Raw genomic sequence first — 26,510 nt, forward strand, 5'->3', positions numbered from 1 at the left:
TGACCCTTAACGCTGCGACATCAGCAGCTTGGTGCCAAAGCCGACGAAGACCATGCCGACACCGAGATCGATCTTCTTCTTGGCCTTGAGATAGGCCGCCGCGACCGATCGGTGGGTGATCAGCGCGACCAGGAAGGTATAATAGATCGTCGATACGGCGACCATGACGGCAATCGCCGCCAGTCCATACAGGAAGGGCGTACCGGCCGGCATGGTTGCGGCGAAAAGACTGGCGACGAAGAGCGCCGATTTCGGATTGGCAAGATTGGTTGCCAGCCCCATCCGGTAGGCGGTCTTGAGCGGCACCTCGATACGAGCCGCCACGATATCAGCCGACTGGCGCGACTTTCGCGCATCCAGGAATATCTTCAACCCAAGCCAGACAAGATAAAGCCCGCCGACGATCTTGAGCGCCACATAGGCAAAGGGAGCCGCCTGAAAGAGGGCATTGATCCCCAGCCAGCCGGCGAAACCCCAGCAAAGCGTGCCGGTAACGGTCCCCATCGCCGCCAGGATCGGCACGCGGCGCGGGGCGGTCAGCGCATAGCGCATGACCAGAAGCGTATTGGGCCCTGGCGTTATGCACGCCACGGCCCAGATCGTTGCGACAGAAAGCAGAAACATATATTTTAAGCGTTGTTCTCGTTGATCAGCCGTTTCAGCAGTTCTACCTCGTGGCTGAGCTTCGTGTCACCCGAAATCAGTTCCTCGATCTTGCGGACGGCATGAAGGACGGTCGTGTGATCCCTGCCGCCGAAACGGCGACCGATCTCCGGGAACGAACGCGGCGTCAGCGTCTTCGACAGATACATGGCGATCTGGCGCGGCTTGACGATGACGCGAGTGCGGCGGTTCGAGACCAGTTCCTGTCGCGACACATTATAATGGCGGGCGACGATACGCTGGATATCCTCGATACGGACGCGCTTGGCCTCGCCTGCGCCCACCAGATGGGCGAGCAGCTCATCGACACGCTCGATCGAGAGGGAGGGCTCGAAGGAGCGGCGGAACAGAAGCTGGTTGAACGCGCCTTCCAGCTCGCGACCGCTGGCGGTCACATTGCGAGCGACGTGGCTCAGTATTTCCGCCGGGATATCGAGCGACGGATCGTCCTGGCGGGCCGTCTCCAGGCGCCCCTTGATCATCTCCAGGCGCATTTCGTAGTCCGGCGCCTCGACTTCGATCGCCACACCGCCCTGCAGACGCGAGCGGACGCGGGGATCGAGCGATTCCAGCTCCCAGGGTGCCCGGTCGGCGGCAACCACCACCTGCTTGGCGCTGTCGAGCAGCATGTTGAGGAGATGGCAGAACTCGTTCTGGATCATCTTGCCCTGCAGAAACTGCATGTCGTCGATGATCAGCAGATCGATATTGCGCAGCGAGTCCTTCAGCGTCAGCGCGTCGTTGTCGCGGATCGCGGTCGCAAAACGCCACATGAAATATTCCGCCGTCAGGTAGACGACCCGCGGCATGCGCTCGCTGCCGACGGCCGCATTGGCAATCGCCTGCAGAAGGTGCGTCTTGCCGAGGCCGACGCCCGAATGAATGAAAAGCGGATTGAAACGGACTGCGCTGGCGCCCGCTTCGGCGATGGTCTTGGCGGCAGCCAGCGCTACCCGGTTCGACGGGCCTTCCACGAAAGTGTCGAAGGTAAAGCGGCTGTCGAGCGGAGAGCCGAACAGCGGTCCGGGAGCCTGGGTAGAACGCGCCGGCGCAGCAGACGGCGACGGGAAAGTGGCGATCTTGCCAATCTCGCGGGGGCCTTGAGAACGCGGAAACGACGCAACAACAGCGGGTTCCGGGGCCAGACTGCGCTCTTCACCTGCCGCGGGCGCCTTGACGCTGCGACTTGCGCTGCGCACCAGGATTTCCACTTTCAGGATCTCGGCGTCTTCCGCCTGGAATATGGTGGTGATGAGATCGAGGTAACGGTTGTTGATCCAGGACTTCAGAAAAGTGGTCGGCACCGTGAGCCGGACAACGCTCTTTGAGACGGAATGCAGCTTCAAACGCCCGAACCAGCTTGCATAAACATCCTGACCGACCTGTGCTTTCAAACGCGCACTAAACCGCTCAAAAAGAGCATTATGCTTCATTTCCGTCGTTTCCCCTGCCGCCTGGGAGCAACTTGAATCAAATGCCTGCCGCGCGTGGTCCCCATTACCTGCACGGGCTGATATAGTATTCATATGCATAATTCGCCGCCTTCCAAATCTCGTAGCCTGGCGGTTCTCGTTAACGCCGCCAGAACCAACTTTGTTTCAAGGCATAGCAAACCATTCCCAATCATTGAGAACCGTCGCCGCCCGTCCCCTTTGTTTCAAAACCTTCTCTCGTCCTCGCAGCCGATCGAAAGTTACGCCCAGCCCGCCTCGTGAACGGTCTGCGCTTGCGGAAGCCACCCCACATATACGAACGCCCTCATCCTCATCGTGAGCCGTCCGAACCTCTTTTCCACCTCCTTCATCCGGACACAGGACCGGATCGCGTTGACAAAAACCGACCGTTTCCGGAAATGCCAATTTCCGGATCGCAACCGATGGTTATCAGGAAAACGGGAGAATTTATCCCGTTGCAAAGGGTAAAAGTCTGCCTGCCGTCCACCATGTGACGGTAACCGGCAGCCCTCTGAAGTAATCCCCGCGCCCCTTGCTGAAGGCCATTTAGGCAGGATCAAATGCCAAGATCAATGATGAATTTTACGCAAAATTAAGAGCCGGGCGTTGACTCCACGAGCGTGATTTGAATGTCACAGAGGCATTCATGGAGAATCGCTGTTGAATCAATGGGATTCAAAAATGACATACATTCTGAACGATCGTTCACAGAAAAAATAAAAATCTTCTTGACTCCACCTGGGGGCTTTTGGCCATCACCAAAGTCACCCACAGACTCACAGACCTCCAGTAACTCATTGATTTAAATGACTATTTTCTGTCACGCCGGTGACACGAAAATGTTAATGAGCCGGATAAATATAAGGAGGCCTGAGAGAATCACAAAAAGCCCGGTCGAGAGGACCAGGCTTCATTATGATACAGTTTGTAAAATGATTAGGCCGAAAGGGCCTTCACACGTGCAGCAAGACGGGACACCTTGCGGGATGCCGTGTTGCTGTGGAGCACGCCCTTGGAAGCGGCGCGCTGGATCTCCGGCTGGGCAGCCTTGAGGGCTTCTGCAGCAACGGTCATGTCGCCGGAAGCGATAGCTTCCTCGACCTTGCGGATAAAGCCGCGAACGCGCGAGCGGCGGGACTTGTTGACTGCGGTACGGCGAGCGATCTTGCGGGTCGCTTTTTTCGCCGAAGTTGTATTGGCCATTTCATGCCTCTCTACGAATTCGAACCAAACTCCGCCGTTGCCGCGCCGGTCCTTGCGACCATCAATCCAGCAATTCGGGAGCAATAGAGGAAGCCATGATCAGGCTTTCCCAACTGTGGGCGGGCATATAACCGGAATACCCGCCCCAGTCAACGCGCATTTTGGCGGATGACCACCCGCTTTTGCGCGATTTACCGGTTGGAGAACTGCGGCTTGCGCTTTTCCACGAAGGCGGCCATGCCTTCCTTCTGGTCGGAAGTCGCAAACAAGGAATGGAAAAGCCGCCGTTCGAAGCGCAGGCCTTCGGCAAGCGTCGTCTCGAAGGAACGGCTGACGGCCTCCTTGGCCATCAGCACCGCGGCGCGCGGGAAGGACGCGATCTTCGCGGCCGCCTCGACCGCCTCGTCAATCAGCCGCTCCGGCGAAACGATCCGCGACACCAGCCCTGCCCGCTCCGCTTCCGCCACATCCATCATCCGGCCGGTCATCACCATGTCCATCGCCTTCGCCTTGCCGACCGCTCGCGTCAGCCGCTGCGAGCCGCCCATGCCGGGGATGACGCCGAGCGTGATCTCCGGCTGGCCGAACTTCGCGGTGTCCGAGGCGATGATGAAATCGCACATCATGGCGAGCTCGCAGCCACCGCCGAGCGCGAAGCCGGAGACGGCAGCGATCATCGGCTTGCGGGTTGCGGCGATCGCCTCCCAACCGGAGATGAAGTCGTTGACATAGGCTTCGACGAAATCGATGCCCTGCATTTCCTTGATGTCGGCGCCGGCGGCAAAGGCCTTTTCGGAGCCTGTGAGCACGATCGCGCCGATCGCCTCGTCCTTGCCGAATGCCGCAAGCACTTCAGTCAGTTCGGCCATCACCGTCGAGTTGAGCGCATTCAGCGCCTTCGGGCGATTAAGGGTGATGAGCGCGACGGCGCCCCGGGTTTCGGTCAGCAGGGTTTCGTAGCTCATCGAATGTCTCCTCTTGGCTCTTCTGCTTCTGATATTTCTGGCAGCGATTATTTCTGGCAGGCGGGGCAATGGAAGGTGGAGCGACCCGCCTGGGTGATGCGCGCAACGGTACCGCTGCAGCCCGGCGTGCGGCAAGCCGCGCCTTCCCGGTCGTAGACGGAGAAGGAGTGCTGGAAATAACCGAGCGAGCCATCCGTCTGGATATGGTCCCGGAGCGACGAGCCGCCGGCGGCGATCGCATCGGCGATGACGTCACGGATCGACTGGTTGAGGAGGACGAGCTCCTTGTTCGGCCTGCCGGTCTTGGTCACGACACTACCGGCGGCGCGTTTCGGCGAAAGATGCGAGCGCCACAGCGCCTCGCAGACATAGATATTGCCGAGACCCGCTATCACCGTCTGATCGAGGAGTGCTCCCTTGAGCGGCTGGCTCTTGCCCGCCAACCTCGCGGCCAGATAATCCGCATCGAGCGCATTGCCGGTCGGCTCCGGCCCGAGCTCGGCAAAGGCCGGATAAAGATCGAGCTCGCTGCGCTTCCAGAGCTGCATGAAGCCGAAGCGGCGCGGGTCGTTATAGATGACGCGCAGCAGGCCTTCCTTCTGTCTCAGATGGAAGACGACATGATCGTGTTTCTGATCCTTCGAACGCGGATGGTGGAACTCGCCGAGCGCATCGTTCTCGATCCGAAACGATCCCGACATGCCGAGATGGCTGATCACGGTGAGATCGTCCTCCAGGTCGATCAGCAGGTATTTGGCGCGCCTGCCGAGCGAGACGATACGGCGTTCGTTGACGGCATCCGCGAAATTCTCCGGCAGCGGAAAGCGCAGATCCGGGCGATTGAGTTCCAGCCTGGCGATCACCGAACCTTCCATTGCCGGGGCGAGACCGCGCCGGACGGTTTCCACCTCTGGCAATTCGGGCATGATTGACTAACTTCCTGTTTCAACGATATCGCGCCTAGTCTATAGACCGGACCGGATGTCGCACCCATCTTATGAATACGCGCCACAGATAGCGCGGGATGCGCGACTTCGCTATGGTCGCCGACCGGAAGAGACGTTAGGAGTTCACCGATGACTGAAGCCCGTACCAGCGCCGACGGCGGGATGGAAACATCCTATGGCTTCCGCAAGGTCGCGGATGGCGAGAAACAGGGCCTCGTCAACGACGTCTTCCACAAGGTCGCCAAACGCTACGACGTGATGAACGACGTGATGTCGGCCGGCATGCACCGCGTCTGGAAGGATGCGCTGATCGCCTCGCTCAATCCGAGAAAGGACGTCGGCTACAAAACCCTGGATGTGGCTGGCGGCACGGGCGATATCGCTTTCCGCATCGTCGAGGCTTCCGACCGCAAGGCGCATGTGACCGTGCTAGACATCAACGGCTCGATGCTGGGCGTCGGGGCCGAGCGCGCCGAGAAGAAACGTCTTTCCGAAAACCTGACTTTCGTCGAGGCCAATGCGGAGTCGCTGCCCTTCGAGGCGAATTCCTTCGACGCCTATACGATCGCCTTCGGCATCCGCAACGTGCCGCATATCGACGTGGCGCTGAAGGAGGCCTATCGCGTGCTGAAACGCGGCGGACGGCTGCTGGTCCTGGAATTTTCCGAAGTCGAGATGCCGCTTCTCGAGCGCTTCTACGAGGAATGGTCGTTCAAGGCGATCCCGCGCTTCGGCAGGATGATCACGGGCGAGGCCGAGCCCTATCAATATCTGGTGGAATCGATCCGAAAATTTCCGAACCAGGAGAATTTCGCCGCGATGATCCGCAATGCGGGTTTTTCGCGCGTCACCTACACCAACTATACCGGCGGCATCGCCGCGCTGCATTCCGGCTGGAAGCTCTGAACGCATGAGCACTCTCGGCGCTTATTTCCGGCTTGCCCGCGTCGGCTGGGTTCTTGTGCGTGAGGGCGTGGTATCGGCCCTGCCGACGCAAGACATGCCGCCTTCCATCGGCCTCATCAAGGCGCTGGTCGAGCCCTTGGCGCGGTTTCGCTCCAAGACGCAGGCGCGCAGCGAGCGCCTGACCCGCGCCGTCGACCGGCTGGGGCCTTCCTATGTCAAGATCGGCCAGTTCCTTGCAACCCGTCCGGATGTGGTCGGCGTCGACTGGGCCGTCGATCTCGCCATGCTGCAGGACCGTATGGCCTTCTTCCCGACCGAGATCGCGAAAGCGGCGGTCGAGGCATCGCTCGGCCGAACGATCGGCGACCTCTATTCCTCCTTCGGCGAGCCGATCGCGGCCGCCTCGATCGCACAGGTCCATCCCGGCGTCGTCAACGACAGGAAAGTGGCCATCAAGGTGGTGCGCCCGGGCGTGCGCCAGCGCTTCGCCCATGACATTGAAAGCATGTATCTGCTGGCGCGCATGCAGGAACGCTTCATGCGCTCCAGCCGGCGCTTACGGCCGGTCGAGGTAACGCGAACACTTGAGCAGACCACCAAGGTGGAGATGGATCTGCGCCTGGAGGCAGCGGCGCTTTCCGAAATCGCCGAGAACACCAAGGACGATCCTGGCTTCCGGGTGCCCCAGGTCGACTGGGAACGCACCGGTCGCGACGTGATTACCATGGAGTGGATCGACGGCGTCAAGATGTCGGACATCGCGGGCCTGCGCGCCGCCGGCCATGACCTGGAAAAGCTTGCCGAGGTGCTGATCCAGTCTTTCCTGCGCCATACGCTGCGGGACGGCTTTTTCCATGCGGACATGCATCCCGGCAATCTTTTCGTCGATTCTGCCGGCACGATCGTGGCCGTCGACATGGGCATCGTTGGGCGATTGGGCAAAAAAGAGCGCCGGTTCCTCGCCGAAATCCTCTATGGCTTCATCACCCGCGATTACCTGCGCGTCGCGGAAGTGCATTTCGAGGCAGGCTATGTGCCGGCCCATCACGACGTGACGAGCTTCGCCCAGGCGATCCGCGCGATCGGCGAACCGATCCACGGCCAGCCGGCCGAAACGATCTCCATGGCGCGGCTCTTGGCGCTGCTCTTCGAGGTCACCGACCTGTTCGAGATGCAGACCCGCACCGAACTGATCCTGCTGCAGAAGACCATGGTCGTGGTCGAAGGCGTGTCGCGCATGCTCGATCCGCGCTTCAACATGTGGAAGGCCTCAGAACCGGTCGTCGGCCAATGGATCCGCGACAATCTCGGACCGAAACGCATTGTCTCGGACCTGCGCGACGGCGTCAAAGCCGCCGTCAAGCTTGCCGAGGCTCTTCCGGAAATCGCCGCCAAGACGGAGACGCTTCACCAGGAGCTCGCCTATATGAGCGAGCACGGCCTGCGTTTCGATCCTGAGACGACGGAGGCCATCGGCAGGTCGGAGGCGCGACACAATCGCTCGGGGCGCGTCGCGCTCTGGATCATCGCGCTGTCGCTGCTGTATATCGCCTTCACGCTGAGCTGAGGTTTGTCCGGTTGCCTGATGATGCGAAAACCCTGCTCCACAAGGGTTCTCGCCATATTGCGACTCCAAAGTGGCCTTTATTCCGCCGAGTTCTTCATTCTCTGTTGAGGAATACATTCCTTTTAGGACTTGGCATTCCGGAGACGTTTCATGGCGCTAGGCGCAACTCAACGCTTGCATGACGGCGTCGCGGCCGTCGAGACGATGACCCGCTTCGCGCTTGCGGTGCTGGCGCTGGCATCCGGCGTCTACACCTATCTCGGTGCGCGCAGCATTCTGGACGGGTCGCCGACGGCCGTGTTCTTTGCGGCGGTCATCTACTCCGCTTCGGTTTCGGTCGGCATCTATGCCTTCTGGTCCTATATGGCCCGCTTCTACCCGCATGTGACTACGCGTGCCGGGCGGACGGCCATGCTCGGCGTCATGGCGGTCGGCGCTGCGATGATCCTTGCCATGTCGAGCTGGCTGAATGCGGCGGCACTTGCCGGTTCCGCGGCCGTGGAACAGCATCTTTCCGAAACGGTCGAGGACTATACCACCGATCTCGACCGCGCCCACCAGAACGCGCTGGCGGCCCAAAGCCTGCTGCCGGATATCCAGCGCGCGTCCGAGCGTTTCTCCCAGCTCGCGGGCGTCGAGCGGCAATCCGGTTCGCTCACCGGCACGACCGGATCGGGCAGCGTCGTGCAGCTTCTCAGCCAGATGTCGGCGCAGATGAAGTCGCTTTCTGCCAACATCAATGCCTCGCGCGAGCAGGTGGACGACCTCTTCACCCAGGGGCAGAAACGGCTTGAGACGATGCGTTCGCTGGTCTCCGCACCGGGCACGATCGAGCCGCGTGCCGACCAGTTTTCCACCGAAGCCGTGGCGCTGACCGGCGTCATCACCTCGCTCGCGCAGACCTCGATCGCACCGTCGATCCGTCGTGCGGCGGACGATCTGTCGCTTGGCTTCATTGCGCCGGTTCCGGATGGCGGAGCTGCCGATCTCGTCAACCGGCAGAACCAGGTGATGGACACCGTCCGCACTTCGGTCACGGCGCAATCCAAGGCGCTCGCCAAGGCTGCCGACGAAATCCTCGCCCGGCCGCCGGTGCAGGAGCGCCGTTTCGTGCCGCTCTCCTCCGCCGAAGCCGTGCTGCATTATGCGCAGGATTTCATTCCCGCCTGGGCCGGCGCTATTTCCATCGACCTGCTGCCCGGCGTGATGGTGTTCATTCTCGCCACCGTGCATGGTGCGATCCGCCGCCAGGAGGAAAACCTGCCCTTCGCCGAACGGATCACCGCGGCCGAACTTCTCAGGGCACTTGAAGTTCAACGTGCCGTCACGGCGAGCGGGGTGAACATCGAGCAGACGCTCGCCAAGACGGAGGCCGAGGACAAGAGATCGGCGCCAAGGCCGGAACTGGCACCTGAATCAACGCCGGAGCCGGTGTCTGAACCCGAGCCTAACAATATCACCGCCATCGACCTCAAGTCGCGCAGCCGGGACCGGACGCATGAGGATCGGTGAGGCGATCAGCAAACTCGATGAAGGCGTGCTGATGCGCGGCGCCTTCTATATTCTTCTCTCGGCCGCAGCGGTTTTCCTCGTCGTCGATGTTCGCGACATGACGATGATGAACGCCGCCCTGCCCGGCTTCGACCCGATGCACGAGGACCAGCCCGTGCTGCCGCCGGCCCTGACCGAAGGCGTGCCCGCGGCACCGCCGGTACAGCCGGCCAGCCCCAGGGAAGTGCTGCGCAAGCCGATCACCTTCGAGCTCACCACGGGCGGCGTGCTGCTCGCCGAAGGGACGATCGACCGGGGTGCCGCTGCCCGCTTCTCCAAGGAGATCGAGACCCGCGGAGAATATGTGAAGACGGTGACGCTCAATTCCCCCGGCGGCTCGGTGGACGATGCGCTCGCCATGTCCAAACTGATCCGCGACAGGAAGCTCGACACGAAGGTAGCGTCGAAAGCGCTCTGCGCCTCTTCCTGCCCGATCGTATTTGCCGGCGGCGTCGGCCGTTTAGCGGAGAAGGATGCAGTGATCGGCGTGCACCAGGTGTTCAACGGAGCCAAGGAGCGGCCGTCGGCGGAACAGGCCATGTCCGCCGCGCAGGCGACCACCGCACGGGTCGCCCGCCATCTCGACCAGATGGGCATCGGCGCGGGCCTCTGGATCCATGCGCTCGAAACACCGCCGGACCGGCTCTATTACCTGACGCCGAAGGAAATGACGGATTTCAAGCTGACGACCGAGCCGCTCGCGGCGGCCAGGAAGAAAATCTAGCATCCCGCTGGGCCTTGAGGACGGACCTCAGGTCAGCCCTGCGGCTTGATCTCCCGCTCGCAGAAGGTGATGCGGTTGCTGAACGGGTCGGTGACCGTCACTTCCAGTCCCCAATCCGCCTGTTGCAGCCCTGGCTTCATATAGGGGTAGTTCTTGCCGATGAGCTCCTGCTGGAATGCGCGCGCGCCTGTCATCGGCACAAAGACACGCGCACCCGGCGAGGCATCGCCCGCATGTTCGGAGAGGTGCATCAGCATGCCGCTTCGCGAAATCTGGCAATAGAGCGGGAAGTTTTCGCCGAACCGGTGCTCCCAGTCGACGGTGAAGCCTAAGAAATCGCGGTAGAATTCCATCGCCTTGTCGACGGAGAATATCCGGAAGATCGGGATCGCCGGCTGGATCGACACCGCATCCCGTTTACTTTGCTGCGGTTCTCCCGCATCGATCCTTGCAGCAAGGATATTCCAGTTGTCGTACCCAAACTGCGCAGCAACCAGTTCCAGGACCTGACTATGCGTCAGCTCGACCTTACGTTCGGCAAGCGCCTGGCGCAGGCTTTTCGCCATCAGTTTTGCATCGCGGAAATCGCGCATCTCATCATCCTTTCAACAGACGAACAAAGACCGCTCAGGTCCCATCAATCAGCGCCCGCATTGCTGATCCGTTCGTCATCGCTGGCCGGAATGGCAAAGGATGAGAGGCGGTGGATGCATTCACCTTGGCGCTTGAGGGCGCCGCGGACGGCTGGCCGCATCCGGCCGCAAACAGGAGTAATGCAGTCCAGAAATTCGCGCAAGATGTTCGGATTGCTTTCGCGTCAGTGCGTGACCGGTTCCGGGAAAATCCGGCCCTCCTTCGCCTTGGCGCTTGCCTTGAAGAGCGGGCGCGTCGGGCCGGTGACGACATCGATGGCTGCCGCAGTCGCGCTCTCGATCGCCTCACCAGCCACGCTTGCGGCAAGAGCGCGTCTGCGGCCGCTTGCCTTGCCGGGTTTACGTATGTCGGGCCGCTCGTCGGTCAGGACGGTGGCGGCGGCATTGGCACCGGCAACGAGGGCTCTTGCCAGCATCTGCCGACCGGTGCGGCTCGCCAGCATGTTGCGCAATAATGACGACCTGCGCACCGATTTCGGCACCTTGAACCCGGCTATCTTCTTCGGAACGAAATTCTTTTTCATAGCGGCTCTCCTTTGCAGCCGAACTCCCGTCAGCTGCAACTGTTCCGGGGCGGCATCCGGCGGGAAGGCAATTGCAACTCGGCGGCCAAAGGCTTAGCTTCCCGCCATTCTGGCATCGGGTAATCGCATGGAACTCTCCGGCAAGCGCATCCTTCTGATCATCTCCGGCGGCATTGCGGCCTATAAGAGCCTCGATCTCGTTCGCCGGCTTCGCGAGCGGGGGGCATCGGTTCGTCCGATCATGACCAAGGCCGCGCAGGAATTCATCACACCGCTCGCGGTCGGCGCGCTATCCGCCAGCCATGTCTATGTCGATCTGTTTTCCCGCGAAGACGAGCAGGATGTCGGCCATATCAGGCTTGCCCGCGACAACGATCTCGTCATCGTCGCACCTGCCAGCGCCGACCTGATGGCCAAGATGGCGCATGGGCTGGCGGACGATCTCGCAAGCGCCGTACTGCTCGCCAGCGACCGGCCGGTTCTGGTCGCGCCGGCCATGAACCCGAAAATGTGGGCCGCACCCGCGACCAAGCGCAATGTCGCGACGCTGAAGAGCGACGGCATCCATTTCATCGGTCCGATGGCGGGCGAGATGGCCGAAAGCAACGAGGCCGGCACCGGCCGCATGGCCGAGCCACTGGAGATCGTCACGGCAGCGATCAGCCTGCTGGACGGCACGCCAAAGCCGCTTGCCGGCAAAAAGGTGATCGTTACATCCGGCCCGACCCACGAGCCGATCGACCCGGTGCGTTATATCGCCAACCGCTCCTCCGGCCGGCAAGGCCATGCGATTGCAGCGGCGCTCGCAAAGCTCGGCGCGGATGTGACGCTCGTCTCCGGACCGGTGACCATACCCGATCCGGTCGGCGTGAAGACCGTACATGTAGAACGCGCCGAGGAGATGCTGGAAGCGGTGACCTCCCGGCTGCCGGCCGATATCGCCGTGATGGTGGCAGCGGTCGCCGACTGGCGTGTCGCCTCGTCGGCCGGCCAGAAGATCAAGAAGCAGCCGGGCGAGGCCCCGCCTCCCCTGCTGCTGACTGAGAACCCGGACATCCTGAAGACCGTCGGCCATCACCAAAATCGGCCGAAGCTGGTGGTCGGCTTTGCCGCAGAGACCCAGGATGTCGAAAAGAACGGCCGCGCGAAGCTGGAGCGCAAGGGCGCCGACATGATCGTCGCCAATGACGTTTCGCCGGAAACCGGCATCATGGGCGGCACCCGCAACCGGGTGAAGATCATCAGCGCCAAAGGTGTCGATGAATGGCCGGAGCTTGACAAGGACGAGGTGGCAGAGCGCCTTGCCGCACTGATCGCCTCGAAGCTCGGATAGGTCTCAGGCCGCTTCGGACAGCGCCTTCGGCCGGAAGAGCTTGGCCTCCATGCCATCGGCCCCAACCACGACGGCACTGCCGTCCGGGATTTCCACCCAGGTATCGACGTCATCGTTCAGCGGCTCGGAAACGAGGCAATAGCCCGTCTTGCCGCCCATCGGGGCCGCGTAGAGCGTCGGCGGCTTATGGTCGGTGGCGTAACGCACTGCATAGAGTTCGCGGCCGTTGGAATAGGCGGCGGTGAAGCGCACCAACGCCTCGCCCGATTTTTCGAGAGACAGGTCCTCGACCGTGGCGATCGCCTTTTCCATGGCCTGGAACGGGTCGGTATCCAGGCCGAATTGCAGGGCGAGCAGGAAGATAAGTTCGGAATCCGTCGTGCCGGTGCGGGCATCGAACAGCGCGTCGGAGAGCATGCCCTCCATATGCCGGCGAATGCGCTCGAAGCCGGAAATCTGGCCGTTGTGCATGAACGACCAGTGGCCTTGGACGAAAGGATGGCAGTTGTCGCGGCGCGTCGCGCCATGGGTTGCCGCCCGCACATGCGCGAGGAAGAGCGGCGAACGGATCTGCCGCGCCAGGCTCTTCAGATTGCAATCGGACCAGGCGGGCAGGATATCACGATAACGGCCGGGTTCCGGCCGGTCGCCGTACCAGGCGATGCCAAAACCATCACCATTCGTCGCGGTCTTGGCGCGCGTGGCGCAATGAGACTGCTCGATCAGGGAATGGGCCGGCGAGGAGACGAGTTCTTCGAGATAGAGAGGTTCGCCGCGATAGGCTGCCCAACGACACATGGGGTATTTCTGCTCCGACATTGCCGCCCGTGCGCGGCCTGAAAATCCAGGAACTTCAGGGTCTCGACAAAGGCTTAATGAAACATGAATTCAATGGCTACATGCCAGTTTCGGGCTGAAGAATGTATCACTTTTTGCGACAGGCCGTGATCTTTCCAGGTTGTCGCCGGAATTTGGCGGCCTAGATAGAGGTTCATGTCGCGTAAAGAACAGCCGAGCCCAGCTACAGCAGAAGCGCTCCTTCGGGGGGATCCCGTTCTCGCCAGGCTCATGCTCGAACCGGAGCGATGGGCGCTGTTTCTCGATATCGACGGCACGCTGATCGAGATTGCCGAGACCCCGGACGGGATCGTCGTACCGGCCGAGCTGCCCGAAAACCTGCATCGTCTTTCCATGAGGCTGGGCGGCGCGCTGGCGCTGGTTACAGGCCGGGCCCTTCCCTATGCCGACCAACTGTTCACCCCCTATAAATTCCCGATCGCTGGCCTGCACGGCTCCGAGCGCCGCGATCCGTCCGGAGCGATCAGCCGTGTCGAGATCGATGCCGCGTTCGAGGATCTGAAGGCGGCTCTTGTCCGCGAGGCCGGTCACTGGCCGGGCGTTCTGGTGGAGGACAAGGGTGCCGCGGTCGCCGCTCATTATCGCCAGGCGCCGGAGCAACGCGCGGCGGTCGAGGCGGCCATGCCTCGCTACCTCGACATGGCGGGGCCGGACTTCACGCTCCAGCACGGCAAGATGGTGATGGAAATCAGGCCGGCCCGGGCGAGCAAGGGGCACGCCTTACAGACCTTTCTCGATCAAGCTCCTTTCAAGGGCCGCAAGCCGATCGCGATCGGCGACGACGTGACCGACGAGGCTATGTTCCGCGCCGCCAACGAACTCGGCGGCCATTCCATCCGTATCACCGAGACATCGGGCGGCACGGAAGCAAAATCCACCCTCCCCTCGGCCGCTGCCTTGCGCGCGGCAATCAAAGCGCTTGCGAGTGACGCAGAGCCCACCGCGTGAGCTGAAAGGATAATATCTTGAGCCGACTTGTCGTCGTTTCGAACCGTGTCTCCCTGCCGCAGAAGAGCGGCGACGCTCCAGCCGGCGGGCTGGCTGTCGCGCTGCAGGCCGCTCTGGAGGAACACGGCGGCATCTGGATGGGATGGTCCGGCAAATCCAGCGGCGCCAAGGAGCCGGCGCCGCTCGACATGCAGCAGCATGGCAACATCACCTATGCGCTCACCGACCTCACCAAGACGGACGTCGAGGAATATTACCACGGGTTTGCCAACCGGGTGCTCTGGCCGATCTGTCATTACCGGATGGATCTGGCGGAGTATGGACGCAAGGAGATGGCCGGTTACTTCCGCGTCAACCGCTTCTTCGCCCACAAGCTGGCGCCGCTCATCCAGGAAGACGACGTCATCTGGGTACACGACTACCACCTGATCCCGCTTGCCGCGGAATTGCGCCAGATGGGCCTCAAGAACAAGATCGGTTTCTTCCTGCACATTCCCTGGCCGCCCGCGGATGTGCTGTTCACCATGCCCGTGCATGAGGAGATCATGAAGAACCTCTCCTACTACGATCTGGTAGGGTTTCAGACCGATCACGACCTCGCCAATTTCGTCGGAGGACTGGTACGAGAAGGCATCGGGGACGCACTCGAGGGCGGAAAGCTGACTTCTTACGGACGCACCTTCAAGGGCGGCTTTTATCCGATCAGCATCGAGACGGCGATGTTTGCCGAATACGCGAAGAAAGCGGCCAGCAATGTCATCGTGCGCAAAGCCAAGCAGAGTGTCGAAGGACGCGACCTGATCATCGGCGTCGACCGGTTGGATTATTCCAAGGGCATCACCCAGCGGATCGATGCCTTCGAGCACTTCGTCAAATCCAACCCCGCCCATCATAACCGCGTCACCTACCTGCAGATCACCCCGAAATCCCGCTCCGAAGTGCCGGAATACGAGCAGATGCAGCGCATGGTGGCCGAGCAGGCAGGCCGCGTGAATGGTGCGACCGGCACGGTCGACTGGGTGCCGATCCGCTATATCAACCGCTCGATCGGCAGGCCCGTTCTGGCAGGCCTTTATCGGCTCGCCAGAATCGGGCTCGTCACGCCGTTACGCGACGGCATGAACCTCGTCGCCAAGGAATATGTCGCGGCACAGGATCCGGAAAATCCGGGCGTTCTGGTGCTGTCGCGTTTTGCGGGTGCGGCGCGGGAACTGCGTGGGGCGCTGCTGGTCAACCCCTATGACATCGAAGGCACGGCAAACGCGATCGCGCGCGGCATCAACATGCCGATCGAGGAGCGCAAGGAGCGCTGGGGCCGCATGATGGAGCATCTCCTCGAACACGACGTCACCCGCTGGTGCGACGACTTCCTTGAGGATCTCACCGCGGCGTAAGCTCCTCAAAGTCTGAAGATCAACCGCAATATCACGTCCGGCGGGTGCTTTGGTCATGGCGTTGCCAGGACGCCATGACTGCGGATGGTTATTGGATCACGCCGCCTGCTTCAAAGATCCGAGCGCCTCATCGAGACTCACATGGCCGAGGAACTGGCCGCTCGTCTGCGCCTCTTCCTGATGTTCGATGGCCCAGGCGAACTGCACCGCGGGGTCCTGCTGCAGGCGCTCATAAAGGGCATTGAGCGCCTGAAACTGGCCCCGATCGACGACCTGGTGGAAATCGTTCCAGCGGGCAATGCCGGCGAAATAGGCATCCGCAAAACTCTTATTGTCGCCGAGCAGCCACTCGCGGCCGCCGAGAAGCTTTTCGAGCTGCGCATGCGCCTTTTCGACCTTGGCGACACCGTAAGCGCGAAGCGCTTGCTTGGCCACCGGGTCGAGTTCGTGCTCCACCGTGTGCCAGAGCGGACCGAAGGCACTGAAAAAGGCGGTATTGAGGAAAGCCAGCATCTGGTTCAGCCGGTCGAATTTTTCCGATTTCGGATCGAAACCCCAGCCCTTGTCCACCGTGCGCGCGGCGATGTGGTTGAGGATCGCCATGCTCTCGCTCATCACCCGACCGTCCGGCAGCATCAGCGACGGTGTTTCACCGATCAGATTGACCGGCTTATAAGCCTCGCTGGAAACCACGGCCGGCATTTCGACCCGGCACAGCCGATAGGGCGCGCCAGTCCATTCGAGCGCGACGATAGAGCCGAAGGAACATCCTTCCGGAACGCCGTAAAACAGGATCGGTGTCATTTCATACTCCCTGGATTGAAACTTTGAGACACCAGCAATATGATTTCGTAGACGCCGGAGCGGTAGACAACAATTTTCCGCCTTTAAGTCTACATGTGTGGAAGCTGAAAATGACTTTGCCCAACCTCAACGATCTTTATTTCTTCGTGCAGGCCGTGGAGCACGGCGGCTTTTCCGCGGCAGGGCGCCGGCTCGGCGTGCCGAAATCCACCGTCAGCAAACGCGTGGCGGAACTCGAGGACCGGCTCGGCGTGCGGCTGATCCAGCGGACATCCCGCAGTTTCTCGCTGACCGATCTCGGCCGGGACTTCTTCCGGCACGCGCAGGCGTCGGTCATCGAAGCCGAGATGGCGGAGACCATCGTGCGCACCCATCTCGGCGAACCGAGCGGCATTGTACGGATGACGGCAGCGGTGCCGACCGCGCAGTTCATGCTCGCGGATCATCTCGGCGAGCTTTCGGCACGATATCCGAAACTTCATCTTTCGCTGCACGTCAGCGACCGGTTCGTCGATATCGTTCAGGAGGGTTTCGACATCGCGGTACGCAGCCACCAGGCGCCGCTGCCGGATTCGACGCTGCTGCAGAAGAAGCTTGCGACCGACCCTTTTTTCGTCGTCGCCTCACCGGATTATGTTCGCACCCATGGCGAGCCCTCGCGGCCGGAAGATCTCGCCGGACACGGGGCGGTTACTGCCGGCTCGTTGGACACGGTCTGGAAGCTGGCCTCCGAGGATGGCGAAACGGTTGTCGTGACACCCAGATCCGTGCTTTCCGCCGACGAGCCAATGGTGATCATGAAGGCGACGATGGCTGGCCTCGGCCTGAGCTGCCTGCCGACTTCAGTCTGCCGCGAGGCACTTGCCGAGGGCCGGCTGATCCGCCTGTTGCACGATTGGACCGCAGGCAGCATCACCACGACGATCCTGATGCCGCATCGACGCGGGCAGCTTCCGGCCGTGCGCGCCGTCGTCGACTTTCTCAGCGAACGGATCGGCGCCTAAAAGGACTTTCATTTCGGGGGTCTGGGGGCTACCCATGGCCGTCCCATTCCCAAGAGGCCATCATGTCGATCGAACACACCGTCACGCCCGAACGCATCGCGGAAACCGAAACGCTCATCCGCCCGCATATCCGCCGCACGCCGGTCATGCGCGTCGACATGCGGGATTTCGGCGGAGCGCCGCTGCCGGTCGACCTGAAGCTTGAGCTGCTGCAGCATTCCGGTTCCTTCAAGGCGCGCGGCGCCTTCACCAACCTTTTGACGCGCACGGTTCCGGCGGCCGGCGTCGTCGCCGCGTCCGGCGGCAATCACGGGGCGGCGGTCGCCTACGCTGCGATGAGGCTCGGCGTGCCGGCGCATATCTTCGTGCCGAGCGTGGCCTCGCAGGCGAAGATCGACCTCATTCGCTCCTATGGCGCCGAGCTGGTGGTCGGCGGTGATCGCTACAACGATGCGCTGGCGGCGAGCCAGACCTATGTGGCGACGAGCGGTGCAATCGCGGCCCATGCTTATGACCAGGTGGAAACCCTGCTCGGCCAGGGCACGCTCGGCAAGGAGATCGAGGACGACCTGCCGGAGGTGACGACGCTCCTCGTTGCGGTCGGCGGCGGCGGGCTGATCGGCGGCATCGCCTCCTGGTTTCGCGGCCGGGTCAAGATCGTCGCGGTGGAATCCGACGGCGCGCCGACGCTTTACGAAGCCTTCAAGGCGGGGCGCCCGGTGGATGCGCCAGCCGGCGGCATCGCGGCCGATTCGCTTGCGCCAAAACAGGTGGGCGAACTGATGTTCCCAGTGGCCCAAAAATACGTGCAGCCGCCGGTGCTGGTAACCGACGACGAAATCCTCGGCGCTCAGAAGGCGTTGTGGGCCGGCGCGCGCATCGTTGCCGAACCCGGCGGGGCCGCGGCCTTCGCCGCCCTGCTGTCCGGCAAATATGTTCCGGGTCCGGATGAGCGCGTCTGCGTGCTCGTCTGCGGGTCCAACACCACGGCCGTCAAGTTCGGCTAAGACACCGGGATGCTATCAGGCCGCCTTGGCGACCTGATATTCCTTGATCGCGACCATCTTGATGGCCGGGTGGCGCTCCGACTCGTAACGCAGCGAAAAGCTGTCCTGCGCCAGGAAAACCGGATCGCCATCGAGATCACGGGCGATATCGCCGCGCTTGACCGTCAGGAACTTGTCGAGATCGGCCTGATTTTCGGCGGAGATCCAGCGGCAGATCGAGAAGCGCGACATTTCGAAGGAAACCGGCAGGCCGTATTCGCCCTGCAACCTTTCCTTCAGAACGTCGAGCTGCAGCGCGCCGACGACACCGACGATGGCCGGTGAGCCGTCTTCCGGCGAGAAGAGCTGCACGACGCCCTCTTCCGCCATTTGCTGCAACGCTTCCTTGAGCTTCTTCGCCTTCATGGCATCCTCCAGCCGCACGCGGCGAAGAATTTCCGGCGAGAAGTTCGGTACGCCCTGGAACACCAGTTGTTCGCCTTCGGTCAGCGTATCGCCGATGCGCAGCGTGCCGTGGTTCGGGATGCCGACCACATCGCCCGCATAGGCGGTGTCCGCCAGCTGGCGTTGCGAGGCGAAGAAGAACTGTGGCGCCGTCAACCCGAGCTGCTTACCCGTGCGCGACAGCCGCGCCTTCATGCCGCGCTCCAGCTTGCCGGAGCAGATGCGCGCAAACGCAATGCGGTCGCGGTGGTTCGGGTCCATGTTCGCCTGGATCTTGAAGACGAAGGCCGTCATCTTGTCGTCGGTCGCGTGCACGGTGCGGATGTCCGCCACCTGGTCTCGCGGTGGTGGGGCAAAATCGCCCAGCGCATCGATGAGATCGCGCACGCCGAAATTCCGCAAAGCCGAACCGAAGAAGACCGGCGTCATGTGGCCTTCGAGGAAAGCCTTGCGGTCGAACGGCCGGCAGGCCTCGATCGCCAGCTCGGTCTCCTCGACGAAGGCGGCACGTTCGTTTTCCGGAAGGCGGCCGGCAACGCTCTGAGGTCCGTTGACCGGGGTTGCCTTGACGTCCGTATCCGAGCCGCGAACGGTATTGTCCGCCAGGTTGTAGGACCCGCAAAAACTCTTCGAACGACCGATCGGCCAGGTGACCGGAGCGGTGTCGAGCGCAAGCTTCTCCTCGACTTCATCGAGGATCTCGAACGGATCGCGGCTTTCACGGTCCATCTTGTTGACGAAGGTGATGATCGGGATATCGCGCATGCGGCAGACTTCGAACAGTTTCAGCGTCCGCGGCTCGATGCCCTTTGCGGCGTCGAGAACCATGACCGCGGCATCCACCGCCGTCAGCGTGCGATACGTGTCGTCCGCGAAGTCTTCATGGCCGGGCGTATCGAGGATGTTGAAGACGTTGCCGTCATATTCGAAAGTCATCACCGAGGTGACGACCGAGATGCCGCGCTCGCGCTCGATCTTCATCCAGTCAGACCGGGTCTGGATACGGTCCTTCTTCGCTTTCACTTCGCCGGCGAGCTGGATCGCGCCGCCGAACAGCAGCAGTTTTTCGGTCAGCGTCGTCTTGCCCGCGTCCGGATGGGCAATAATTGCGAATGTGCGGCGGCGGGAAACCGCCTCGGCAATCGTTTCGGGCATGTTTTCTAGATCCTTTACGTTGCCGCGTATCTAACGACTCCGTGGATAACTTTCAATTCGTGTTTGACCGGGGCGACCGTGGGTCGGCAAATGAGATGATGAACATTCACGCCCCCTCCTCGCCGAAGCTCAATCTTGTCCGCCTCGCGCATGGTGCCGGCCTCGACCTGCCGGCCTATGAAACCACGGGCGCCGCCGGCATGGACCTGCGTGCCGCCGTCGAAGACGGCATGCCGCTGACGATCGCGCCCGGCAAGCGGGCGCTGGTGCCGACCGGCTTTATCTTCGAAATCCCGGAAGGCTTCGAGGCGCAGATACGGCCACGCTCCGGCCTTGCCTTCAAGAACGGCATCACCTGCCTCAACACGCCCGGCACGATCGACAGCGATTACCGCGGCGAGGTAAAGGTGCTGCTCATCAATCTCGGCGACGAGGATTTCGTCATCACCCGCGGCATGCGGATCGCGCAAATGGTGATCGCGCCGGTGACCCAGGCTCGGGTAACCGAGATTGCCGAAATTTCCACGACTGCCCGCGGTGCCGGCGGCTTCGGCTCGACCGGCCTTTGAACGCAAAGGCGTTTTCGTTCCGGGCCGCTTCCGGGAACAAAATTTCCATTTCTCTTTCCGTCCGGTTCCGCCTTGCTGGCATTCGTCAGGAACACGCCCTAACTTCTCTCCAAACTTAGGGAGAGCACCATGCCAGAGACCAGAAAGCCGGGACGCGGCCGTATCTATTCCTCGATCACCGAAACCATCGGCGACACTCCGATCGTGCGCCTCGACAAGCTGGCCAAGGAAAAGGGCGTGAAGGCCAATCTTCTGGCCAAGCTCGAATTCTTCAATCCGATCGCCTCGGTGAAGGACCGTATCGGCGTGGCGATGATCGAGAGCCTTGAGGCCCAGGGCAAGATCACGCCCGGCAAGACGACGTTGGTCGAGCCTACATCCGGCAATACCGGTATCGCGCTCGCCTTCGCCGCGGCCGCCAAGGGATACAAGCTGATCCTCACCATGCCGGAGACGATGTCGATCGAGCGGCGCAAGATGCTCGCCCTGCTCGGCGCCGAACTGGTGCTGACCGAAGGCCCGAAAGGCATGAAGGGCGCGATCGCCAAGGCGGAAGAACTCGCCGCCTCGCTGCCCGACGCGATCATTCCGCAACAGTTCGAAAACCCGGCCAATCCGGACATCCACCGCAAGACGACCGCCGAGGAAATCTGGAACGATACCGACGGCAAGATCGACATCTTCGTCTCAGGCATCGGCACCGGCGGCACGATCACTGGCGCCGGCCAGGTGCTGAAGGAGCGCAACCCGGCACTCAAGATCATTGCCGTCGAACCGGAAGAATCCCCCGTGCTCTCCGGCGGACAGCCCGGGCCGCACAAGATCCAGGGCATTGGCGCCGGCTTCGCACCAAAGATTCTCGACACGCACATCTATGACGAGATCATCACCGTCAACAGCGGCGAGGCCATGGAAATGGCACGCCTGGTGGCGAAGCTCGAAGGCGTACCGGTTGGCATCTCCTCCGGCGCGGCGCTGCAGGCCGCCATCGAAGTCGGCAGCCGCGCGGAAAATGCCGGCAAGACCATCGTCGTCATTATTCCCTCCTTTGCCGAGCGGTACTTGTCGACGGCGCTGTTTGAGGGGTTGGGCGGTTAGCTGCACTTCTTCAGGTCGTCATCCTCGGGCTCGACCCGAGGATCCACGGCCAAGCCCACCAGGGTTGACTACCTTGGGGCGCGTCGCCAAGCGGATGTATCCTCGGGTCGAGCCCGAGGATGACGACGGAAGGGTAGGCTATCCGCGTCTGCCTGAGCGGCGGTCCACCCAAGTGGAGCCTGGTCATCGGTGACGACCTGCCTTGGCCGCAGAGCAAACTCATCGCCACCTCCCGGCCCTAGCAACCCCATCCCCAAGCTTCTGCCTCACGCCGCGGCAGTCGCCAGCCGTTCGCCAACCATGCGATAGGAAATCGCCTCAGCGAGATGAATGCGGCCGACCGTTTCCTTGCCGTCAAGATCGGCGAGCGTGCGGGCGACTTTCAATATGCGATGGTATCCGCGGGCCGAGAACTTGAGCTTTTCCGCCGCATCCCTGAGCAACTGGAGACCACCAGGATCGGGTTCCGCGATCTTCTCGATCAGCGCCGTCGAGCAGCGGGCATTGGTGAGCACGCGCGGATAACCGGCCTGTTCGAACCGCTCCCGCTGTCTGTCACGCGCAGCCGCCACGCGTCTTGCGACATCCGTGCTGCTTTCCGCTGGCATCGGGCGAATGAGATCGGCGGCCGAGACTGCTGGCACGTCGATGCGGATATCGATCCGGTCCATCAGCGGCCCCGAAATGCGCCCCTGGTAGTCCGACATGCATTTTGGCCCCCGCGCGCAGGAATGGCCGGGTTCGCCCGCCATTCCGCAACGACATGGGTTCATGGCGGCGACGAGCTGGATACTGGCGGGATAGGAAACCCGATGGTTGGCGCGGGCGATAATGCATTCGCCGGTCTCCAACGGCTGGCGGAGCGCATCCAGCACCTGTGGCGAGAATTCCGGGAATTCGTCGAGGAACAGCACCCCATGATGGGCGAGCGACGCTTCCCCGGGCCTGGCGCGCAGGCCGCCACCCACCAGCGCTGCCATGGTGGCCGAATGATGCGGCGTGCGGTAAGGCCTGCGGTCGGAGAGCTTGCCGCCGGAAAGCTGCCCGGCAATCGAGTGGATCATCGACACTTCCAGCAGCTCGGCGGCCGAAAGCGGCGGCAGGATGGAGGGCAGCCGCGCAGCCAGCATGGATTTGCCGGAGCCCGGGGGGCCGACCATTAGAAGATTATGTCCACCGGCGGCGGCGACCTCCAGCGCCCGCTTGGCGCTTTCCTGGCCCTTGATGTCGATCAGATCCGGCAAATTGGCAGGCAAGGCACGAATTGCCGGCTGTGGACGGGAGATGACCTGGGTGCCGCGAAAATGGTTTGCGAGCGCGATCAGGCTGCGTGGCGCGACGATATCGATCTCGGCGCCTGCCCAGGCGGCTTCGGCGCCGCTGTCGGCCGGGCAGATCAGACCCTTTCCCAAGGCGTTGGCGGCGATTGCCGCCGGAAGTGCGCCGGCCACAGGCGCAAGCGTGCCGTCGAGGTTCAGTTCTCCGAGCACGACGTAGCCGGTGAGTGCATCTCCGGGAACGGCGCCCAGCGCCGCCATCAGGGCCAGCGCGATCGGCAGGTCAAAATGCGATCCTTCCTTCGGCAGGTCGGCCGGCGCCAGATTGACGGTGATCTTCTTCGGCGGCATGGCAAGGCCTGAGGCGTGCAATGCCGCCTGTACCCGCTCGCGGCTCTCGGCCACCGCCTTGTCCGGCAGGCCGACGATATGCATGTTGATCTTGCCCGGGCCGACCATGACCTGCACGTCGACCGGAACGCCCTCTATGCCCTGGAATGCGACTGTGCTGACGCGCGAAACCATATCCACCCCGCCCTAACTTCATGTCCAGGACGCCAGCGATACACGCTTTCCGTGCCAGGAATTGCAATCTGGCATAGAAACAGGAATAAAACAAGAACATTAGCCGAACAATTTCACGCATCCGCTGCAAATGGGTTGGAGGCGGTTGTATCGTGAGAACAAAGGCGACCCGTATCCGAAACGCCTTGCCTTTATCAGGCGCGCTTTGCCTCGATTGCATCCCAGAGGAGGCCTGCGACGTCGGCACCGCCAAACTTCTTGACTTCGCGGATGCCCGTCGGAGATGTGACGTTGATCTCGGTCATGTAATCGCCGATGACGTCGATGCCGACGAAGATGAAGCCGCGTTCGCGCAATGCGGGTCCGATGCGGGAGCAGATTTCCTTCTCGCGCGGCGTGATCTCGGTCGCCTCGGCGCGGCCGCCGACATGCATGTTGGAGCGGCTGTCGTGTTCGGCGGGAACCCGGTTGATCGCACCGACCGGCTCGCCGTCGACCAGCAGGATGCGCTTGTCGCCCTTGCGCACGGCCGGCAGATAGGCCTGGGCGATATAGGGTTCGCCGCGATACATCTGGCCGAACATTTCGAGCAGCGACGTGAAATTGCGGTCGTCGCGGGCGGAATGGAAAACCCCGGCCCCGCCATTGCCGTAGAGCGGCTTCAGGATGATATCGCCCATCTCTTCCCGGAAGCGGGCGATCTCGCCCGGATCGCGGCTGATCAGCGTAGCCGGCATCAGATCGGCGAATTCGGTGACGAAGATCTTCTCGGGCGAGTTGCGCACCCAGGCCGGGTCGTTGACGACAAGCGTCTTCGGGTGGATGCGCTCCAGCAGATGCGTCGAGGTAATATAGCCCATGTCGAAGGGCGGATCCTGGCGCAGATGAACGACGTCCATCTCCGAGAGGTCGATGCGTTCCTTCTCGCCGAGCGTGAAATGATCGCCCTTGATATCGCGAACCTGCAACGGCTCGACGGCGGCGAAGATCTTGCCGTCGCGCATGGTCAGGCGGTCGGGAGTGTAGTGAAACAGTTCGAAGCCACGCGCCTGCGCTTCGAGCGCCATGGCGAAGGTGGAATCGCCGGCAATGCTGATGCCGGAGATATGGTCCATCTGGAACGCGACCTTGCGGATTTTCGCCATGACTTCAGCCCCCTAGGATTGGCCCGCCTGATGTAGGATGGCGGGCCGTCAAAGGCAACTGCAATCGGGCCGATATCACGCGGAGATGCCGACCTGCGTCTTTGCCCGCAACATGTTGCGCAGGCGGAAAAGCATGGCGATCGGCTTCGGGAAAGGCCGGCGGATGAAGGCGACCTTCTTCAGATATGTGTCGATGCGCCAGGTGGCCCAGGTCCGGCCCTTGAAATAGGCAACGTCGCCGGCCTGGAGAACGCGCTGCGTGCCGTCCTCGGCAGTCACATGCACTTCACCCTCAAGGATCACCACTGTTTCGTCCCAGTGGAAGTACCAGCGGAACTCGCCCGCCGTACATTCCCATACGCCGGTCGTCGCGCAATCGTCCTCGGCGGTGGAATGCGACCCGGCACGCGCCTGCGGATCGCCGGCGATGACCCAGGTGGGCTCGATCGGCATCGGCTTCATCTCGAGAGAATGCGGACAAGCGCCGACGAACGGCTTCACCTTCGGCTTCTCAGGCGCGTAGGACTTTGACCGAAATGCAATTGCCGCTGCGGTCGCGGCGAGGATGTGCCAACTCATCTTTCCCCCGGAAGCTGTCAATTCCAGGAGATGCTAATGGCAAAGAGTAAGCCCGCTCTTCAGGCCGATGTTAGAATTTTAACGATCGGCCTCAATTTCGGATCGGGCCCTCAGATAACCGGTTCTACCGGTGCGAGCTTTGCCTCGGCCGGAACGTGGCCCGGCAGGCGCTTGCCCGTATCGATCGAGAAGAAGTGCAGGCGCTTGGCATCGACGGCGATACGCATGTCCGGGGAAAGCGCGATTTCCGGCGAAACGGCGGCGGTGATCTGCTGGTCACCCACCGTGCCGTGGATCAGGCGCTGGGCACCCAGTTCCTCGGTGTATTCGAGTCGGAAGGGCAGAGCCTCCTCGTCGTCGCGGGCGATGCGCAGATCCTCGGCGCGGACGCCGACGGTGACGGCACCGGAGGTCGGCGCGAAACCGTTGAGGGCGACCATCGCCGGGCCGATCGCCAGCTTGTCGCCATGCAGCTCGCCCTTGACGAGGTTCATGGCCGGCGAGCCGATGAAGCTTGCAACGAAGGTGGAGGCCGGCGCGTGATAGACTTCCAGCGGTGCACCGATCTGCTCGATCTGGCCGCCGTTCAGGACGACGAGGCGGTCGGCGAGCGTCATGGCTTCGAGCTGGTCGTGGGTGACGTAAATAGATGTGGTGCCGAGGCGGCGCTGCAGGCGCTTGATCTCGCCGCGCATGGAAACACGCAGCTTGGCATCGAGATTGGAGAGCGGCTCGTCGAACAGGAAGGCGGCCGGCTTGCGGACGATGGCGCGGCCCATGGCGACACGCTGGCGCTGGCCACCGGACAGCGCGCGGGGCTTGCGTTCCAGATACTGGGTGATCTCCAGCATGCGGGCAGCTTCGGCGACGCGGGCGTCGATCTCGGCTTTCGGCGTGCCGCGGTTCTTCAGGCCGTAGGCGAGATTGTTGTAGACGGTCATATGCGGATAGAGCGCATAGTTCTGGAACACCATGGCGATATCGCGATCAGCCGGTTCGACATTGTTGACGACCCTGCTGCCGATCTTCACTTCGCCTTCGGAAATGGTCTCCAGCCCGGCGACCATGCGCAGGAGCGTGGACTTGCCGCAACCCGACGGGCCCACCAGCACGATGAACTCGCCGTCGGCGATGTTCAGTTTGATATCGGTAACCGCGCGCACGCCGCCCGAATAAACCTTGCCGACGCCTTCGACATCGATGGAAGCCATTG

The 26,510-nt window shown here is 62.2% G+C and carries 25 protein-coding genes; 11 read left to right on the forward strand and 14 right to left on the reverse strand.

Features of this window, described 5'->3' with window-relative positions; translation table 11 throughout:
* Positions 1 to 6: 6 nt before the first annotated feature.
* The 5 genes from GQ59_RS07500 to mutM form a co-directional block, all read right to left on the reverse strand.
* Positions 7 to 624, reverse strand: coding sequence for a LysE family translocator (locus tag GQ59_RS07500; protein ID WP_037079505.1), 618 nt, complete (start codon positions 622 to 624; stop codon positions 7 to 9).
* 5 nt (positions 625 to 629) lie between these two features.
* The gene (dnaA, locus tag GQ59_RS07505) at positions 630 to 2,195 is read right to left on the reverse strand and encodes a chromosomal replication initiator protein DnaA (protein WP_037079507.1); all 1,566 of its coding nucleotides are present in this window, start codon (positions 2,193 to 2,195) and stop codon (positions 630 to 632) included.
* Between the two features lie 858 nt (positions 2,196 to 3,053).
* Positions 3,054 to 3,320, reverse strand: a complete 267-nt coding sequence (gene rpsT, locus GQ59_RS07510) for a 30S ribosomal protein S20 (RefSeq protein ID WP_037080237.1) — start codon at positions 3,318 to 3,320, stop codon at positions 3,054 to 3,056.
* A gap of 191 nt (positions 3,321 to 3,511) precedes the next feature.
* Positions 3,512 to 4,285, reverse strand: coding sequence for an enoyl-CoA hydratase (locus GQ59_RS07515; RefSeq protein ID WP_037079510.1), 774 nt, complete (start codon positions 4,283 to 4,285; stop codon positions 3,512 to 3,514).
* Between the two features lie 47 nt (positions 4,286 to 4,332).
* A complete protein-coding gene (mutM, locus tag GQ59_RS07520; protein WP_037079511.1) occupies positions 4,333 to 5,211 on the reverse strand; it encodes a bifunctional DNA-formamidopyrimidine glycosylase/DNA-(apurinic or apyrimidinic site) lyase in 879 nt (292 codons plus the stop codon).
* Positions 5,212 to 5,361: 150 nt separating this feature from the next.
* Between mutM and ubiE the strand changes: the two genes are divergently transcribed.
* The 4 genes from ubiE (at position 5,362) to GQ59_RS07540 (ending at position 9,980) form a co-directional block, all read left to right on the forward strand.
* Positions 5,362 to 6,138, forward strand: coding sequence for a bifunctional demethylmenaquinone methyltransferase/2-methoxy-6-polyprenyl-1,4-benzoquinol methylase UbiE (gene ubiE / locus GQ59_RS07525; protein WP_037079514.1), 777 nt, complete (start codon positions 5,362 to 5,364; stop codon positions 6,136 to 6,138).
* Positions 6,139 to 6,142: 4 nt separating this feature from the next.
* The gene (gene ubiB, locus GQ59_RS07530; protein WP_037079516.1) at positions 6,143 to 7,705 is read left to right on the forward strand and encodes a 2-polyprenylphenol 6-hydroxylase; all 1,563 of its coding nucleotides are present in this window, start codon (positions 6,143 to 6,145) and stop codon (positions 7,703 to 7,705) included.
* A gap of 150 nt (positions 7,706 to 7,855) precedes the next feature.
* On the forward strand, positions 7,856 to 9,217 hold the full coding sequence (locus GQ59_RS07535; protein ID WP_037079518.1) for a hypothetical protein: 1,362 nt from the start codon (positions 7,856 to 7,858) through the stop codon (positions 9,215 to 9,217).
* Positions 9,204 to 9,980 (forward strand): COG3904 family protein, encoded by a 777-nt coding sequence (locus tag GQ59_RS07540; protein ID WP_037079520.1) that lies wholly within the window; start codon positions 9,204 to 9,206, stop codon positions 9,978 to 9,980. Before GQ59_RS07535 ends, GQ59_RS07540 begins: the two co-directional genes overlap by 14 nt.
* Before the next feature lie 32 nt (positions 9,981 to 10,012).
* Here the strand turns inward: GQ59_RS07540 and GQ59_RS07545 are convergent, their stop codons facing one another.
* On the reverse strand, positions 10,013 to 10,573 hold the full coding sequence (locus tag GQ59_RS07545) for a glyoxalase superfamily protein (RefSeq protein WP_037079522.1): 561 nt from the start codon (positions 10,571 to 10,573) through the stop codon (positions 10,013 to 10,015).
* Between the two features lie 224 nt (positions 10,574 to 10,797).
* Positions 10,798 to 11,157 carry a hypothetical protein gene (locus GQ59_RS07550; protein WP_037079525.1) on the reverse strand — a complete coding sequence of 120 codons (360 nt, stop codon included), beginning with the start codon at positions 11,155 to 11,157 and terminating at the stop codon, positions 10,798 to 10,800.
* 127 nt (positions 11,158 to 11,284) lie between these two features.
* Here GQ59_RS07550 and coaBC point away from each other — a divergent pair, with 127 nt between their 5' ends.
* A complete protein-coding gene (gene coaBC, locus GQ59_RS07555; RefSeq protein WP_037079528.1) occupies positions 11,285 to 12,490 on the forward strand; it encodes a bifunctional phosphopantothenoylcysteine decarboxylase/phosphopantothenate--cysteine ligase CoaBC in 1,206 nt (401 codons plus the stop codon).
* Positions 12,491 to 12,493: 3 nt separating this feature from the next.
* Here coaBC and GQ59_RS07560 read toward each other — a convergent pair whose 3' ends face one another.
* Entirely contained in the window at positions 12,494 to 13,288 is a 795-nt protein-coding gene (locus tag GQ59_RS07560; protein WP_037079531.1) for a class II glutamine amidotransferase, read from the reverse strand.
* A 195-nt stretch (positions 13,289 to 13,483) separates the two neighbouring features.
* Between GQ59_RS07560 and otsB the strand changes: the two genes are divergently transcribed.
* A complete protein-coding gene (gene otsB, locus GQ59_RS07565; protein ID WP_037079533.1) occupies positions 13,484 to 14,296 on the forward strand; it encodes a trehalose-phosphatase in 813 nt (270 codons plus the stop codon).
* Positions 14,297 to 14,313: 17 nt separating this feature from the next.
* Positions 14,314 to 15,690, forward strand: coding sequence for an alpha,alpha-trehalose-phosphate synthase (UDP-forming) (otsA, locus tag GQ59_RS07570; RefSeq protein WP_037079534.1), 1,377 nt, complete (start codon positions 14,314 to 14,316; stop codon positions 15,688 to 15,690).
* 96 nt (positions 15,691 to 15,786) lie between these two features.
* Here the strand turns inward: otsA and GQ59_RS07575 are convergent, their stop codons facing one another.
* A complete protein-coding gene (locus GQ59_RS07575) occupies positions 15,787 to 16,494 on the reverse strand; it encodes a glutathione S-transferase family protein (protein ID WP_037079536.1) in 708 nt (235 codons plus the stop codon).
* Positions 16,495 to 16,604: 110 nt separating this feature from the next.
* On the opposite strand from GQ59_RS07575, the gene GQ59_RS07580 reads away from it, so the two are divergent.
* Positions 16,605 to 17,498, forward strand: coding sequence for a LysR substrate-binding domain-containing protein (locus GQ59_RS07580; protein ID WP_037079538.1), 894 nt, complete (start codon positions 16,605 to 16,607; stop codon positions 17,496 to 17,498).
* 62 nt (positions 17,499 to 17,560) lie between these two features.
* Positions 17,561 to 18,505, forward strand: coding sequence for a threonine/serine dehydratase (locus GQ59_RS07585; protein WP_037079541.1), 945 nt, complete (start codon positions 17,561 to 17,563; stop codon positions 18,503 to 18,505).
* Between the two features lie 15 nt (positions 18,506 to 18,520).
* On the opposite strand, the gene GQ59_RS07590 is transcribed toward GQ59_RS07585, so the two are convergent.
* A complete protein-coding gene (locus tag GQ59_RS07590) occupies positions 18,521 to 20,104 on the reverse strand; it encodes a peptide chain release factor 3 (protein ID WP_037079544.1) in 1,584 nt (527 codons plus the stop codon).
* Positions 20,105 to 20,202: 98 nt separating this feature from the next.
* Between GQ59_RS07590 and dut the strand changes: the two genes are divergently transcribed.
* On the forward strand, positions 20,203 to 20,673 hold the full coding sequence (dut, locus tag GQ59_RS07595) for a dUTP diphosphatase (protein ID WP_037080240.1): 471 nt from the start codon (positions 20,203 to 20,205) through the stop codon (positions 20,671 to 20,673).
* Between the two features lie 129 nt (positions 20,674 to 20,802).
* Complete coding sequence (cysK, locus tag GQ59_RS07600; RefSeq protein ID WP_037079547.1) at positions 20,803 to 21,771, forward strand: cysteine synthase A; 969 nt, start codon at positions 20,803 to 20,805, stop codon at positions 21,769 to 21,771.
* Between the two features lie 266 nt (positions 21,772 to 22,037).
* Here cysK and GQ59_RS07605 read toward each other — a convergent pair whose 3' ends face one another.
* From GQ59_RS07605 to GQ59_RS07620, 4 genes are all read right to left on the reverse strand, one after another.
* Entirely contained in the window at positions 22,038 to 23,573 is a 1,536-nt protein-coding gene (locus tag GQ59_RS07605) for a YifB family Mg chelatase-like AAA ATPase (RefSeq protein ID WP_037079550.1), read from the reverse strand.
* A 194-nt stretch (positions 23,574 to 23,767) separates the two neighbouring features.
* Positions 23,768 to 24,718 carry a glutathione synthase gene (gene gshB / locus GQ59_RS07610; RefSeq protein ID WP_037079553.1) on the reverse strand — a complete coding sequence of 317 codons (951 nt, stop codon included), beginning with the start codon at positions 24,716 to 24,718 and terminating at the stop codon, positions 23,768 to 23,770.
* 75 nt (positions 24,719 to 24,793) lie between these two features.
* Positions 24,794 to 25,297, reverse strand: coding sequence for a cupin domain-containing protein (locus GQ59_RS07615; RefSeq protein ID WP_037079556.1), 504 nt, complete (start codon positions 25,295 to 25,297; stop codon positions 24,794 to 24,796).
* Positions 25,298 to 25,407: 110 nt separating this feature from the next.
* The gene (locus GQ59_RS07620; protein ID WP_037079559.1) at positions 25,408 to 26,508 is read right to left on the reverse strand and encodes a sn-glycerol-3-phosphate import ATP-binding protein UgpC; all 1,101 of its coding nucleotides are present in this window, start codon (positions 26,506 to 26,508) and stop codon (positions 25,408 to 25,410) included.
* Positions 26,509 to 26,510 lie beyond the last annotated feature (2 nt).

It is taken from the genome of Neorhizobium vignae, assembly GCF_000732195.1.
GTDB classification, from domain to species: Bacteria; Pseudomonadota; Alphaproteobacteria; order Rhizobiales; family Rhizobiaceae; genus Neorhizobium; species Neorhizobium vignae.